This is a genomic window from Psychroserpens sp. (assembly GCF_036960315.1).
Lineage (GTDB): Bacteria > Bacteroidota > Bacteroidia > Flavobacteriales > Flavobacteriaceae > Psychroserpens.
The window spans coordinates 85,547-101,249 of record NZ_JBALVR010000008.1; the positions used below are offsets into that span (position 1 = coordinate 85,547).

A 15,703-nucleotide genomic window follows, 5' to 3' on the forward strand; every position below is an offset into this window, starting at 1 on the left:
CCTTTTAATTTCGAGTCCCATAATTCCTATTTTTATAATGAATTTTTAACTTTGTTATCTAAGTTTTTTCGATGGAACCTTTCGTAGTATCAGCTCGCAAATATAGACCACAAACCTTCAATGATGTTGTTGGTCAGCAAGCTATTACGAATACTTTACTGAATGCTATTGAAAATAATCATTTAGCTCAAGCCCTTTTATTTACCGGCCCGAGAGGTGTTGGAAAAACAACATGCGCACGTATTTTAGCGAAAATGATTAATAGTGATGGTAGCGAAACCGAAGACGAGGATTTTGCTTTTAATATCTTCGAATTAGATGCTGCATCAAATAACTCTGTTGATGATATTAGAAGTTTAACAGATCAGGTTCGTATACCTCCTCAAGTCGGGAAATACAAAGTTTACATCATTGATGAGGTACACATGCTATCTCAAGCCGCTTTTAATGCATTTTTAAAAACCTTAGAAGAACCACCAAAACATTGCATATTTATTCTTGCAACAACAGAAAAGCATAAAATCATTCCAACGATATTATCACGTTGTCAAATTTTTGATTTTAAGCGGATTTCGGTTAAAGATGCTAAAGAATATTTAAAATATATAGCCAAAGAACAAAGCATCAATGCTGAAGATGATGCCTTACACATTATCGCTCAAAAAGCAGATGGTGCCATGCGTGACGCGCTTTCAATTTTTGATCGTGTGGTAAGTTTCTCAGGAAAAGAGCTCACACGACAAGCCGTAACCGAAAATCTGAATGTACTGGATTACGAAACATATTTCACTAGTACTGACTTGATTTTGGAAAATAAAATTCCGGAACTCCTACTTCAGTTTAATGCGACGCTATCTAAAGGTTTTGATGGTCATCATTACATTACAGGTTTAGCATCTCACTTTAGAGATCTATTAGTTTCTAAAAACGAAAAAACAATAGAGCTTCTCGAAGTTGGAGATGACACCAAGGCTAAGTATTTAGAACAATCTAAAAAATCACCTCATGATTTCCTTATTAAAGGCATTGGGTTAGCCAACGACACAGACCTAAAGTATAAGAGTAGTAAAAATCAACGCTTACTCGTTGAATTATGCCTTATGCAGCTTGCCTCTATCACTTTTGATGGAGAAAAAAAAAATAGCAGACATTACATAATTCCAGCATCTTACTTCAAAACCAAAGGCATTACGCCAATTCCTGTTGATATTCCGAAGAAAAAGGAAATTACAGAAACTGTTGAAGCCAAAATCAAACAACCCACAGAGAATAGTAAAGAAACTATTATAGATCAACCTATTTTAGCTGAACCACCTCGGCCAATTATTGACTTGAAGAAAGATCGACGCACATCAGGTCTTTCTCTCAAAAGCATTAAAGCAAAAAAGGATCATCAAATCAAACAAATGGAAGTCGTTATTGATGTTGACGATTTGCCTACAGAAGCATTTACCGAAGAAGAATTTCATAAAACTTGGAATGCATATATCGCTCACCTTCACAAAAAAGGAGAGAAAATTATGGCCTCCATTTTAGAAATGGACAAGCCAAAACTAAATGGTATAGCTATTCAATTAGAATTTCCAAATGAAACTTTAAAGATTGAATTGGAACGCGCTCAATATCCATTGATGGAATTTGTTCGAAAAAAACTTCAGAATTTTGATTTAAAACTCGACATAAAAGTTAACGAAGAAATTTCAAAAAAGTATGTTTTTACTGCCCAAGATAAGTATGAAAAACTGAAAGAAAAAAACCCAAATATCGAAGTACTTAGGAAGACCTTTGGATTAGATATTTAAAATAATTTTCATGAAAATACTACGCTATATTATTCCATGTATACTGCTCATCATTTTCATGTCATGTGACAAACGAACTAGCAAAAAAGAACGTTTAGAACAGGCTATTTCAGAGTTCAACAAAAACCAGAAGTCAATAGTCTTAAAATCCTATTACCCCGAATATTACACAGAAATTAAAACGGATTCTATAATCGCCAGTACCTTTAAGGTGAGCGTGAAAAATTACGCACTTATGGATTCTGGAATTCTTATCAATGAATCTGTTGAAGGCACTAAAAAAACAGCAGCGTATCATCGGGTTTTTACCTCTGATATTATTGTAGCTGTTTCAGATAAAATTATATACGATAAGCAGATTTCTGTAGCAACATTTAAAGCATTTTCAAATTCCGGTTTTTGGCAAAATGCGACCTTAGAACACGTCTGGGTAAACCAAGACAATTCTACTGCAAAACAGCTATCGTTTGGCATTTCATTTATCAATCCGAAGAATGATTCCTTTAAACTTTATGAAATGCAAATTGACCAATACGGAAATGAGCATTTAACACTAATTGAAGACCATAGTTAATGATGTTAGGACTAAAATTACCAACCGATCCGCGTTGGGTAAATATTGTAGAAAAGAATATTGAGGATATTCTCACAGATCATGCGTATTGTGAGCAAAAAGCAACCAGTACAGCGATTTCACTCATTGTAAGCTTCCCAGAATACACAGATTTGGTTCAAGAAATGACGGCTCTCGTTAAAGAAGAAATCAGTCATTTCAAAATGGTACATGACAAAATCATAGAAAATGGATGGGTTTTGGGTCGTGACAGAAAAGATGATTACGTTCTGCAATTATTGAAATTCTTTCCAAAAGGTGGCAGTAGAACCACACAGTTAGTACATCGCTTATTATATGCTGCATTGATTGAAGCCAGAAGCTGTGAGCGTTTTAGATTACTTTCAGAAGAGTTAAAAGACCAAGAATTAGCAGAGTTTTATAGAAAACTAATGGTGAGTGAAGCTAATCACTATACCATGTTTTTAGGATTTGCTCGACAATATGGTGAACGCAAAGACGTTGATGAGAAATGGCAAGCGCTTTTAGATTATGAAGCAGACATCATGAAAAACCTAAGTAAGAGCCAAACGATTCACGGTTAAATTCGCTATATTTATCTCTAAATTAAGTGCTTAACCACATGAAATACGTTTGGCTACTCATTGCTATTCTTTGTTTTAATTTATCTTTTTGTCAAAATGACATTAATGGAGAATGGTATGTTCATTCAATTACAACTGCTGGCATACAACATGATAGTTACGTATCAATGAGTATTAGCTTTTCAAATATTCCTTTAGAATCTGAAATTGTCAATGACTACTTTAATTACGACGGAGGAATTGCTTGTGGTTTTTATAGTGGACACTATTCAGTAATTGATGAAAATACGCTTTCGATTTTAGAACTTATCGATTCAAATTCATGTGGTGGAGATGCCTATGGGAAATATTATTATAAATACAGAGATGTTATTACTCCTACATATTTACCTGGTGAACTCTTGCCACTTCCATTTAATTACACGATTGTTGGTTCTGGTGAAGATCAAGTATTAACTATAACAAACCCTAATGGCGATTTAGCGGTGTACGGAAGACAAGAAGCTACTACGACAATATTTAAAACCTGGTACTCCTACAGTACAGAAACAGTAAATGGTATCGCATACCCTTCTCTAATTGAGTCTCCTAGTTTAACGATATCTCCTTTAAGTAATAGTAGTTTTGGAATGGGAGTTACTGGTTCTGGTGGCTGTAACAATTTTGATGCTACTCATAACATCTATTCTTCAAATGAAAATGAATTTTGGATCTATCTATTTAATCAAACCTTACTTGTATGTAACGACAACCTATATGAACCTACGTATCTTTCAGTGATTAGCACTGAAGTCGATGCCGTATTTAGTTATGAGCTGCAAGACGATGGTGAGACACTTGTATTAACAAATACTGTTGGTGAAGTGTTAACTTTTGGAAGCCAGCCGCTTCCTGCAAATATTCTAGGTGAATGGTTGCTGCATTACTTAGTCATCGATTCTAATCAAATAAACAATCCAGTCGACACCATACCTACTATATCATTTGAAATAACACCTAATTCGGTTAGTCCGTTAATTCAAGGAATGGGCGCATGTAATGGTTTTTCTAGTGCTTATTATTTTAATCCGCAACAAAGTTTCACATCAGGAACTTTTGGGACATCACTTGTCGATTGTGATACTCAAGAAGAAAATGTATTCGAAAATTTTTATTTTTCACAAGTTCTAAATACAGGTAATGATGGAACGACAGAATTACACTATGAAATTACTGGTACTGGAAATGATGCAACACTAGTTGTAACTAATCTCTCTAATAGTAATCAAGCATTTTATGGCAGACAAGCCTTATCTGTAGATGACAATGAATTTAGTTCTTCTAAAATTTCATTATCTGAAAACCCAGTTGCAGATGTACTGAGTTTTTCAACTGAAGAAAATTTATCAGAATCGAACTATCGGATTTTTGAAATCACTGGGAAATTGATACTTGATGGCCATTTGAACTCCAATAGTATTGATGTGAAGTCTTTAGCTTCCGGATTGTATTTCTTGAAGGTTTCTAATGATACGAATCGTTTTGAAACAGTGAAATTTATAAAGAAATAAAATTTCCGAAGAACACATAAAAAAAGCCCTAACAGTATATGTCAGGGCTTTTATATTTTAAATCGTATTGGGTTAGATTCTAATTCCGAATCCGAATTGTAATGTCGTGTTTTGTGCTTCAAGATTTCCAGCAGTATCCTCATTTAGAATATTACCAAAACCATAGTGTAAACGAGCGTCTACAAATAATTCGTCATTAATCATATACTCGATTCCGCCAACTCCCGAGAATGCAAAAGTTGAAAATGCATCTTGGTTTTTCCAAGTTTTTAAACTTAGCATTGGTCCTACACCTAAGGTGAATTTATCGCCTAAAGAAAAACGAGCTAAAATTGGCATTTGGAGATAATCTGCTCTAATTTCGTCTGCTTTAGCACCTTCACCAGAGTATTGAAGTTCAACATACGCTGAAAAACTCTCGGTAATCCCATAATCTACAAATCCGCCAAAAGCAAATCCGTTTCTATGTTGATTAGTAAAAGTTGGATCTGGGTCAAAATCTAAGTTTGATATATTGACACCTCCTCTTACACCATAACTCACCTCTTGTGAAAAAGATAAAGTTGTAAATGTAAATAGTAATAAAGTAAGTAGTATTGATTTCATTTGTATAAATATTTTTAATTGGGTTCTCTAGTTATTATTAAATATTCATCAAAATTAAGCTAGTATATAGCAAATATTTGAGATGGCTAATATAGGATGAAATTTAAAAATACAAAGTAAATATTAGTCAATATGCCTAAAAACACGCTTAATCTGACTAATTATTAGAGGTTTACACTTGACACCGTGTTGTAATACACACTTTTTATGATACCATCCGACAACCCGATTTTAGGCACATAGATATCTTTTGCTCCACTCCATTTCATAGCAGAAAGGTAAATTCGTGTGGCAGGGATAATAACATCTGCTCTATCTTGATTGAGTTCAAGTTCTGTAATACGCTCTTCGTATGAGTATTGCTGCAATTTATTATAATAGGATATTAAATAAAAGTATGTCAGTGGTTTACCTAAGGCTTTACCTGATACTTTAAATATCTTATTGATGTTTCCACCAGAACCTATTAAGTCCATTTTGTCGTATCCTCTTGTGTTTGCTTTTATCCAAGTTTCTAATTCTATCCAGGTTTCTTTTTTCACAATGTCGTTTAACAAACGTACTGTACCAATCTTAAACGATTTTGATGCCACTGTTTCACCGAGGTGAATCACAGAAAATTCGGTGCTTCCACCTCCAACATCAACATACAAATAGGTTTTATCTTCCTTTATATAGGATTGTAAATCGGTTGCAGCAATAATGGCAGCTTCCTCTTCGCCATCAATAATATCAATATCTATTTGTGCTTTTTTAGAAATAAGCTCAACCAACTCCTTTCCATTATCAGCTTCTCTCATCGCAGAAGTTGCACAAGCTTTATAAGCGATCACTTTATGTGATTTCATAAGCAAATTAAAGGCTGTCATGGTATCTAACATGCGCTTTGTGTTTTCTTCGGAAATTCCCCCATTCAAAAACACATCAGCTCCAAGGCGAATAGGCACACGAACCAGTGAGCTTTTTTTAAACTTCGCAGGTTGATCCTTTTGTTCAATTATATTAGAAATTAAAAGTCTTACAGCATTGGAACCAATATCTATTGCTGCGTATTTTTTTATAGTCAGCATACTAAGAATTCAGTTTTTCTTTGAAATAGTCATAAAGTGCAAATTGTGCTCTTACTTTCGGATTGTTATTTTTTCGATAATTATTGCTTTTTGAATCATCAATAACTCTAGCCTTAACATTATCACTCCAACAAATATCGAAAATATCCAGCAATTCCTGTTTAATATCATCCTGATATATTGGACAACTCACCTCAACTCTATTTTCAATATTACGTGTCATCCAGTCTGCAGAGGAAATATAGACCTTAGGCTTATTATCATTACAAAAGACATACAATCTTGTATGCTCTAAGAATTTATCAATTATACTTATGACTTCGATGTTTTCACTCATACCTTTTACTCCAGGAACCAAACAACAAATACCTCTTACGATCATTTGAATTTTAACACCTGCGCGACTGGCTTCATAAAGCTTGTCAATCATCTTATAACTTGAAATACTATTCAATTTCAGTTTAATAAAGGCGGGACTTCCTTTTTTTACGTTTTCAATTTCTGTATCAATAAGCGCGAATAATTTTGATTGTGTATAATGAGGCGACGTAATGATATGTTTATACCTATGGATTCTATAATTGGTATGAAAGAAACTAAATACTTTGTTAACATCCTTGAGTAGTTTCTGATTAGCAGTAAATAAGGTAAAATCGGTATAAATCCTAGCAGTAGATTCATTAAAGTTACCTGTACTTATAAATCCGTAACGCTTTAATGAGTCGCTTTCTTCACGCTCGATAACACAAATTTTGCTATGTACTTTTAAGCCAGTGACTCCAAATAACAAATTAACACCTTCATTTTGCATTTGCTCAGCATAATTAATATTTGCTTGTTCATCAAAACGAGCTCTTAACTCTATAACTACAGTTACTTTTTTTCCGTTTTTTGCAGCATTAATTAAAGAACTAGCAATATGAGAAATCTGCGCAAGTCTATATATTGTGATTTTTATGGTTTTCACCTGCGGATCTAAAGCAGCTTCACGTAAAAACTTAACAACATAAGAGAAGGTTTGATAAGGTGTATGAAGTAAATAATCCTTCTTTGAAATGGTATTAAAAATACTACTCTCCAAATTTAAGCCTTTAACTAGCAAGGGCTTTATTTTTTTATACAATAAATCCTGGCGTCCAAGGCTTGGAAAGCCCATATAATCACGCCTATTATGATATCTCCCTCCAGGAATAACGCTATCTTTTGAGTCTATTCCCATTTTACTCATCAAATATTCCAGTGTTTCTTCATCTATAGTTTTATCATAAACAAAACGTAAAGGATCACCAAGTTCACGGTCTTTTACACTATCTGAAATCTTCTTAATAAAACTTTTACTCAAATCACTATCAAAATCTAACTCACCATCTCTAGTGATTTTAATCATATTAGCAGTAATACTGTTATAACTAAAAATATTAAAAATGTCATCTAAACAATAGCGAAGCAGATCATCTAGAATCATTATATAACTCTTATCACCTTTGGAAGGCAGGACAACAAAGCGATCAATTGATTTCGGAATCTCAATGAGCGCATATTGTTTTTTCTCGTTAATTAATTCCATCTTAACAGCCAAATATGCCGCACTATCCTTTAAAAGTGGAAGGTCTACAGAATCATTTAAGATTATGATAACCAGAGCAGGACTTACTTGCTGAATAAAATAGTTCTTTATAAATGCGTGTTGTTCATCATCGACATCAGTTTCATTGATGAAATAAATATTCTCGTTTTCTAGTTTATTTTGAATATTACTCAAAATATCTAAACTCTTACTTTGCTGTTTTATAACGATTTGCGTTATTATGTCTAGTAATTCGGAAGCTTTTATACCTAATTCGCTCTTTCCTCCTTTTCCAGCTTCATCAATACGTTTTACAGTAGCATATCGAACTTTAAAAAACTCATCTAAATTGTTTGAGAATATTCCTAAAAAACGGAAGCGCTCTATCAATGGAACACTTTCATCTGCAGCTTCTTGTAATACACGTTCATTAAATTGAAGCCAGCTTAACTCTCTATTTATATAACTATTTTTGTCTTTTGTCATTACTTTAAATCTCTAGGGAAAATCATAAGTCTTGTATTGCCAGTATTGATATCTGACCAAGAATTCACATCAAAATCTATAACAACCAAACCACTTGTAGGTAGGTTGTCAATCAATTTGTCACCAAATATATTGCAAATAGATGTTAAAGCATGATTATGACCAAAAATCATAACATTTTTATAATTTTCACTAATGTTTTTCATGAAATGGATTACACTTTCTCCACCAAAATCATATAAATCTTCTATTATTTTTAGTTTTTCATTGTCAATTTTAAGATTCTTAATAAAAATCTTACATGTTGATAAGGCTCGATTTGCAGGGCTAGAAAACACAAAATCTGGAACGCACTCTTTATTTATAAATGCGTTAGAAACTAACTTAGCATCATTGATACCACGTTTTTTTAATGGTCTTTGTCTATCACTGACATCATGTTCCCATGATGATTTTGCGTGTCTTATTAGTATAAGTGTTTTCATTATTGTTCGATTAAATGCAAATTTCATCGATAAAATGTTGCATAATTCCGTTTTAACGAGTATTTTCGTCTTTTCATCATTTAAATTTGTCAAAGGTATTAGTAATCAGTTCATTTGTTAAGTTAAATTAATGTTTTAATGACCCAAATCAAAAATATATTAATATATCCATTTACCAAACATTGTTAAGCAATGTTCTTCCCTCAATAAAAATTTGAAATCTGATAAAGGCCTACAAGCACAAATCAGCCAATTTATTTAAAAATATCGCATAGCGAGATTATAGTTAAACATTATACTATGAAAAAAATTACTATTGTAATGCTAGTTTGTCTAGTAGCTCTATGTTCTTATGGACAGCAAGCGCTAGAGCTCAAGATTAAAAAACAGTCGGATTTGCCTAATACAGCCACTGAACATCTGTATTTAATCGAGATAGTTAATCATTCAAATAGCTCAGAAGAATTTACCATTGTTACCAATGATAAGAATTGCAACAATATTGAGCAATCAAAACAAGTGGTACTGAAAAGACAAGTTCTAAATAGTCAAAAAATAAAAGGTTTTAAATCTGGAACTATTAAAGCCAATAGTACAATTGATTTCTATATTAAGATTTCTCGCAATGACGATACCCCTTTAGGTAAATGGAATTGCACAGAAATTAAAGTTCTTTCGAGTAATGATGACAATATTAGTAATACACTCGTTATAAAGTCCCAAATCCCAGATCCCAAAAATTTTAATTAGTCTTTGACTAATTTATTAACAAACTGTTACTTATGAAAACTGCTAATAATCATAATACCATAAAAAAAGCCTGCCTAGTTCTAATTATCTTGGTAGGGTGCTTTGTTAATGCTCAGGTTCTAGATGCATTTACTCCTAGATTTAATCAAACTCTAAATGGAGATTACACGATGATTGCCAACAATATGTTGTCAAGAACTGCAACTCAAAATTATAATGGAAACTCAGGTAACCATAATTTTAATGATAATGTTTATGTTGACATTGATGGCTTATATGATGCCAATAATGATAATATTGATGATACGTTTAATTCAAGTAGTGCAAATTATTCAAACCCTGAACCGCAACTAGCATGTCTTAACACATATAGAGCATATATCTATTGGGCAGCTGCCGATAGAGAACCAACTAATGATCCAGCTTCTGAAAACCAGCCTAACTGGAACTATAATGACATTATGTTGATGTTGCCAGGGCAAACTGAGTATTCAACATTCACGGCTGATGATGTCATTTATAGAGGTCGAAATTTTCATATTAATAATGATCCTTACATATGCTTTAAAGACATTACAAACTTAGTCTCTGGATTAGGGAGCCCATATGGAACTTATCAAGTTGCTAACGTAGAAGCTAAAACTGGATCCTTAACTGGTCATGGTGGAGGAAATATTGGTACTTCTGGTGGATGGCAAATCGTTTTTGTATATGAAAGTCCAAAATTACCATCTAAAAACGTAAGTCTTTTTGATGGTTATGCAAATGTGACTAGTTCTATAAATGATTTTGATATCACATTTGGAGGGTTTCAAACTGTTTCAACTGGAAATGTTAACACTACTGTACTTATAGGAGCTCTTGAAGGTGATCAAGATTTAAGTGGAGATCAATTACAAATAAGAAATACCAGTGGTAACTTTGTACCAATAACAGCACCACAACGATCGAGCAATAATTTTTTTAATAGTAGAATTACAATTGATAATGCTGACTTTCTTGATAGAAATCCGGCTAGTCAAAATACACTTGGCTTTGACGCAGCTGTTTTCAATCTTAATAATACAGGGAATAGTTTAATTGGAAATAACCAAACGTCTGCGACCCTAAGACTCGCATCTAATCAGGAAACTTACGGTTTATTTCTTATAGGACTTTCTGTTGATGTATGGGCACCAGATTTAGATCCGATCGAAATTACTATGGATACTGGTTCAACACCTACATCTCCTGGATCTGCGTTAGGTTTTAACTTTAACGTGGTCAATAAGGGAAATGATAATGCTGTGAATTTAGTAGTATCATCCACATTACCTCCGCAAGTTGCAGCTGTAAACATGGTGAATCTGCCAACAGGTGTTACTTATAATTTTGATACAGGGACTAGATTACTTGAATTTTTCGTTGAGGATGGCTATACTGATGTTGGAGATCCAGAACTAATTGTTAATTTTGATCTCGTTATTGAAGATGAATGTTATTTTCTAGAAGATAATTGTGATTTAACATTTGATCTTCAATTCACAGCAAGTTATAATGGTATTCAAAATCCGAATAGTCAAAGTACTTTAAGTTCTGCTGCACTTGACGATTGTAACATTGGAGACAAACTACCTCTAATAATAGAAATAAGTCAACCAGTAGTTGCTTGGGTAAATACACCAGGCGATTTAGATAGAGCTATCGATTGTGCAGATACAGCAGCTTTGAATGCTGCACAAAGTTTAGAGCCAGACACAGATAAATGTGACTTTGTGCTCACTAAGGTATCTGGTTCTTTTGATGAAGATAACGCTAATCCTGGTACAGGTACTTATACGAATACATGGACATTCACAGATGCCTGTGGCGTAACAATTTCAGAATACGTTCAAGTAATAACCGTTGGAGTTCCATATACACCATTAGTGATTGATATTAATCAAAATAATATATTGTGTTTTGGCGAAAATACAGGTAGCATAAATGCGACTGTAAATGGTGGTATCCCACCTTACACCTATAATTGGTCAGGTCCAGACTTATTCTCTGCTACAACTGAGGATATTTCCGATTTGTATGCAGGAGCATATACATTAGTCGTAACAGATTCTAATTTGTGTCAGTCAACGTCAACATTTATTAATGTTTTACTAATAGAACCTGAGTTACAGGCTTGTGAAATCCAAATTTTCAACTGCCCTCCTGTTGTTGAAATTGCTTGTGCCGATTCAGATGCTGGCGCAAATATTGAATGGATACCTCCATCATTTGCTTATGAATGCTGTACTTCAATTGATGGTGACGATTATTCGTTTTTTATGGAATTTGATTTACCAGAAAGTTCATTTGGTACTGATTGTTGGGATTTCAATTATGCACAGCGTGTTGGAACAGATAATTTAAGGTTGTTTCAATCCTCTGGTTCCGTCGGGACTAGGTACGAAGATTCATACTTAATTACACCACTACAGTATTTTAATAATGACAGTGGCACTCCAATTAATATTGAATTGATAGATGTAACAGCAACAGTAAATTGGACCCTAGAGGTTTTACATGCTGATGATAATTCAATAGTATATTCGGATACCGTTAGTGGAATAACAACTGATGGCCAACAAACGATAACAATTCCAAGCTCAGTGCCAAATGGTTCTTATAAATTAAAATTTAATTTTGATAGCTCTGACGCTAATGGTGGAGATAAGATAGAAATAGATAGGCTGTACTATAATGCAACATTAATTGAGGCAAATTGTGCTGGTGGAATCAACTTTGCTGTGACATCTTCACATAATCCAGGGGATTTATTTATACCAGGGGAAACTACAGTGACATATACAGCTACATATACACCAGAATTCGGTGACCCAATAGTATTAACATGTGATTTTAGTGTTAATGTTGTTAATGTTGATTCAGTTGAAGATATAGATAGTCACTTAGACTCAAATTGTGCAAGTTCTTCTGATGGAAGTTTTATTATAATTGCAAGTGGAGGAATAGCGCCTTACAGCTTTAGCTTGGACAATATTAATTTTGATAATACAACAGGGGTTTTTAATAATTTACCAGCTGGAACATATACCGTTTATGTTAAAGATAGTAATGGTTGTACTGACCCTACTCCAATTGTAGTAATACTAACTGTTCTTGATAATGCAGTTCCAAGTATTATTGCTCCTGACGATTATATTATAGAAGGGTGTGGAACAAATGCAATAAGTGATTTTCAGTATAGTATAACGGAAAGAGCAATAAGTTTAATTGACTTACAAAACGCTTTAGGTGGAAATGGAACTGCTTCAGATGATCAAGGTATTGACTCAATTACATATATTGATGTGAGTTCAGGGTCATGCCCACTAACAGTGCAAAGAACATTCTCTGTTACGGACGAGTGTGGTAACACTGTTTCTGATATACAAAATATAACAATTGATGATAGCACACCTCCAAACTTAACACTTCCTTCTGATAAGGATTTAGAATGTGCAGAGAGTACAGACCCATCTAATACAGGAAATGCTACTGCCAGTGATATTTGTGGAACATCAACTGTATCTTTTTCTGATTCTGTTGTTGATAACTGTAGTAATACAAAGACAATAACAAGAACCTGGACGGCTATAGATGAGTGCGGTAATTCAATTTCAGATGTGCAAGTAATCACTGTAACTGATTCTGGTGTCCCAACTTTAACAACTCCTGGTGATATAACTATAGAATGTGGAGATAGCACTGATCCAACTAATACTGGTAATGCAACAGCCACTGATAATTGCGGAAATGCAACTGTAACATTTGCTGATACGTCTATTGCTGCTTGTGGAAATACTGAAACAATTACTAGAACTTGGACCGCTACTGATGATTGTGGTAACATAAGTTCAGATACTCAAACTATTAGTGTAGTAGATACTGCTGCGCCAACACTAACTATTCCGACAAATAAAACTATAGAATGTGGTGAGGATACTAATCCGTCAAATACCGGAACAGCTACCGCTACAGATTCCTGTGGAAATGTAACTGTGAATCATACAGATACATCTGTTGCAGGATGTGGAAACACCGAAACGATTACTAGAACATGGACTGCTACTGACGACTGCGGAAATGTAGCTACTGATATACAAACAATTATAGTTGATGACAAAGGTGTTCCTACACTTAATATTCCTTCAGATGTAACTGTTCAATGTACAGAAAGTATGGATCCAGCTAATACTGGTAATGCAACAGCCACTGATATTTGTGGAAATGCAACTGTAACTTTTGCTGATACGTCTATTGCTGCTTGTGGAAATACCGAAACAATTACTAGAACTTGGACTGCTACTGATGATTGTGGTAACATAAGTTCAGATACACAAACTATTTCTGTAATAGATACTACTGCGCCAACGTTAACAGTTCCTGCAGATGCAACTGTTCAATGTACAGAAAGTACTGATCCAGCTGATACTGGTAATGCGACAGCTACTGATACCTGCGGAAATGCAACTGTAACTTTTGCTGATACGTCTATTGCTGCTTGTGGAAATACCGAAACAATTACTAGAACTTGGACTGCTACTGATGATTGTGGTAACATAAGTTCAGATACTCAAACTATCTCGGTGGTTGATACTATTGCTCCAGATGTAACTGCATGTTCAGTAGGAAATACAACATTAGAATGTTCTGATACAGATAACGAATCATTAGCCGATGCTTGGGATGCTGCAAATATTGCTGCACTTGAAGCTTGTGCAACTGATGCTTGTGACGCTGACCTTTCAGTAACGTCAGATTATAATTTCAATAACTTAAATACAACTTGTGGTCCTTGTGGAACATTAAACGTAACATATACAATCACTGATGATTGTGGTAATGATACAACTGTACTTGCTACATTAACATTTGATGATGGAACTATTCCTGATTTATCTAATTGTTCTGTAACAGATCAATCTATCGAATGTTCTGGTGATGATAACGAACAATTAGCTAACGATTGGAATACAGCTAACATCGCTGCGCTTGAATCTTGTGCTGATGATCTTGGTGTAACGGTTACATCTGATTACACATTTACAAATTTAGCATCTACTTGTGGGCAAGGTGGTACAATCGCTGTTATCTATACAATTACTGATGATTGTGGCAATGCGACTACATTAAGTGCAACATTAACGCTTGAAGACACAACACCTCCTAACTTGGATAACTGTTCTATAACAGACCAGTCTATCGAATGTTCTGGTGATGATAACGAGAAAATAGCTAGCGATTGGAATGCGGCTAACATCGTTGCACTTGAATCTTGTGCTGCTGATACTTGTGACACGGACTTTAACGGTCAAGTGACTTCTGATTATTTATATACTAATTTGACTTCAACTTGTGGTCTAGGTGGTACAATCGCCGTCATCTATACAATTATTGATGATTGTGGTAATGCGTCAACACTTAATGTAACATTAACGCTTGAAGATACGGTTGCTCCAGACCTTTCTAATTGTACCATAGAAAATACAGTATTAGAATGTTCTGATACAGATAACGAATTATTGGCCGATGCTTGGAATGCTGCAAATATTGCTGCACTTGAAACTTGTGCTGTAGATTCTTGTGATATAGATTTCACTGGTCAAGTGACTTCTGATTATGACTTTAATAACTTAAATACAACTTGTGGTCCTTGTGGAACAATAAGCGTCAATTATACGATCACTGATGATTGTGGTAATTCAACTGTACTTACTGCCATTCTAACTTTTGGTGATGAAACGATTCCAGATTTATCAAATTGTAACGTTGAAGCCACTACAATTGAATGTGTTGGAGATGAAAATGAAACTTTTGCTAACGATTGGAATGATACCAATATAGCAGCTCTTCAAGCTTGTGCTGAGGATTTAGCCGTAACTGTGACTTCTAATTATGACTATACCAATTTCGTTGAATCATGTGGGTTGAGTGGTGCAATTTCCGTTGTTTATACCATTTCAGATGAATGTGGCAACTCAGCAACTATGGAAGTAACATTAACAATCGTAGATACTACACCTCCAACATTTACTGTTCCTTCGGATATTTCTATCGAATGTGATCAAGATGCTTTAGATTTATCTCTGACTGGAGATGTAACTGATGAAACTGATATTTGTTCTAATGCAGGACTTGAAGCAACATTTACTGATGCTACAGCTGATGGTACTTGTGCAAACGAATCAATAATTACTAGAACTTGGACATT

Annotated in this window: 9 protein-coding genes and 1 pseudogene; 6 read left to right on the forward strand and 4 right to left on the reverse strand. The window is 34.2% G+C overall.

The annotated features are described in order from the left end of the window. Window positions 1–71 precede the first annotated feature (71 nt). From dnaX to V7719_RS13660, 4 genes are read left to right on the forward strand one after another with little or no spacing between them, the layout of a single operon-like run. On the forward strand, window positions 72–1,802 hold the full coding sequence (gene dnaX / locus V7719_RS13645; protein WP_335730482.1) for a DNA polymerase III subunit gamma/tau: 1,731 nt from the start codon (window positions 72–74) through the stop codon (window positions 1,800–1,802). Between the two features lie 10 nt (window positions 1,803–1,812). After that, the gene (locus tag V7719_RS13650) at window positions 1,813–2,376 is read left to right on the forward strand and encodes a hypothetical protein (protein ID WP_335730483.1); all 564 of its coding nucleotides are present in this window, start codon (window positions 1,813–1,815) and stop codon (window positions 2,374–2,376) included. Between the two features lie 2 nt (window positions 2,377–2,378). Beyond that, window positions 2,379–2,960, forward strand: a complete 582-nt coding sequence (locus tag V7719_RS13655) for a tRNA-(ms[2]io[6]A)-hydroxylase (protein ID WP_335730602.1) — start codon at window positions 2,379–2,381, stop codon at window positions 2,958–2,960. Window positions 2,961–2,998: 38 nt separating this feature from the next. After that, a complete protein-coding gene (locus V7719_RS13660) occupies window positions 2,999–4,510 on the forward strand; it encodes a T9SS type A sorting domain-containing protein (protein ID WP_335730484.1) in 1,512 nt (503 codons plus the stop codon). A gap of 72 nt (window positions 4,511–4,582) precedes the next feature. On the opposite strand, the gene V7719_RS13665 is transcribed toward V7719_RS13660, so the two are convergent. From V7719_RS13665 to V7719_RS13680, 4 genes are all read right to left on the reverse strand, one after another. After that, the gene (locus V7719_RS13665; RefSeq protein WP_335730485.1) at window positions 4,583–5,116 is read right to left on the reverse strand and encodes a porin family protein; all 534 of its coding nucleotides are present in this window, start codon (window positions 5,114–5,116) and stop codon (window positions 4,583–4,585) included. Between the two features lie 164 nt (window positions 5,117–5,280). Continuing rightward, window positions 5,281–6,186, reverse strand: a complete 906-nt coding sequence (locus V7719_RS13670) for a Ppx/GppA phosphatase family protein (protein WP_335730486.1) — start codon at window positions 6,184–6,186, stop codon at window positions 5,281–5,283. Between the two features lies 1 nt (window position 6,187). Then, window positions 6,188–8,239, reverse strand: a complete 2,052-nt coding sequence (gene ppk1, locus V7719_RS13675) for a polyphosphate kinase 1 (protein ID WP_335730487.1) — start codon at window positions 8,237–8,239, stop codon at window positions 6,188–6,190. Further along, window positions 8,239–8,724 (reverse strand): SixA phosphatase family protein, encoded by a 486-nt coding sequence (locus tag V7719_RS13680; protein WP_335730488.1) that lies wholly within the window; start codon window positions 8,722–8,724, stop codon window positions 8,239–8,241. Before V7719_RS13680 ends, ppk1 begins: the two co-directional genes overlap by 1 nt. 300 nt (window positions 8,725–9,024) lie before the next feature. Here V7719_RS13680 and V7719_RS13685 point away from each other — a divergent pair, with 300 nt between their 5' ends. Continuing rightward, the gene (locus V7719_RS13685) at window positions 9,025–9,474 is read left to right on the forward strand and encodes a hypothetical protein (RefSeq protein ID WP_335730489.1); all 450 of its coding nucleotides are present in this window, start codon (window positions 9,025–9,027) and stop codon (window positions 9,472–9,474) included. Window positions 9,475–9,506: 32 nt separating this feature from the next. Beyond that, window positions 9,507–15,703: pseudogene (locus V7719_RS13690) on the forward strand (hypothetical protein); the annotation flags it as partial.

What these genes read in the sequence shown, in the direction of transcription:
- dnaX (WP_335730482.1), top strand. Translation starts at nt 72, where the DNA reads ATGGAACCTTTCGTAGTATCAGCTCGCAAATATAGACCACAAACCTTC.
- V7719_RS13650 (WP_335730483.1), top strand. Translation starts at nt 1,813, where the DNA reads ATGAAAATACTACGCTATATTATTCCATGTATACTGCTCATCATTTTC.
- V7719_RS13655 (WP_335730602.1), top strand. Translation starts at nt 2,379, where the DNA reads ATGTTAGGACTAAAATTACCAACCGATCCGCGTTGGGTAAATATTGTA.
- V7719_RS13660 (WP_335730484.1), top strand. Translation starts at nt 2,999, where the DNA reads ATGAAATACGTTTGGCTACTCATTGCTATTCTTTGTTTTAATTTATCT.
- V7719_RS13665 (WP_335730485.1), bottom strand. Translation starts at nt 5,116, where the DNA reads ATGAAATCAATACTACTTACTTTATTACTATTTACATTTACAACTTTA.
- V7719_RS13670 (WP_335730486.1), bottom strand. Translation starts at nt 6,186, where the DNA reads ATGCTGACTATAAAAAAATACGCAGCAATAGATATTGGTTCCAATGCT.
- ppk1 (WP_335730487.1), bottom strand. Translation starts at nt 8,239, where the DNA reads ATGACAAAAGACAAAAATAGTTATATAAATAGAGAGTTAAGCTGGCTT.
- V7719_RS13680 (WP_335730488.1), bottom strand. Translation starts at nt 8,724, where the DNA reads ATGAAAACACTTATACTAATAAGACACGCAAAATCATCATGGGAACAT.
- V7719_RS13685 (WP_335730489.1), top strand. Translation starts at nt 9,025, where the DNA reads ATGAAAAAAATTACTATTGTAATGCTAGTTTGTCTAGTAGCTCTATGT.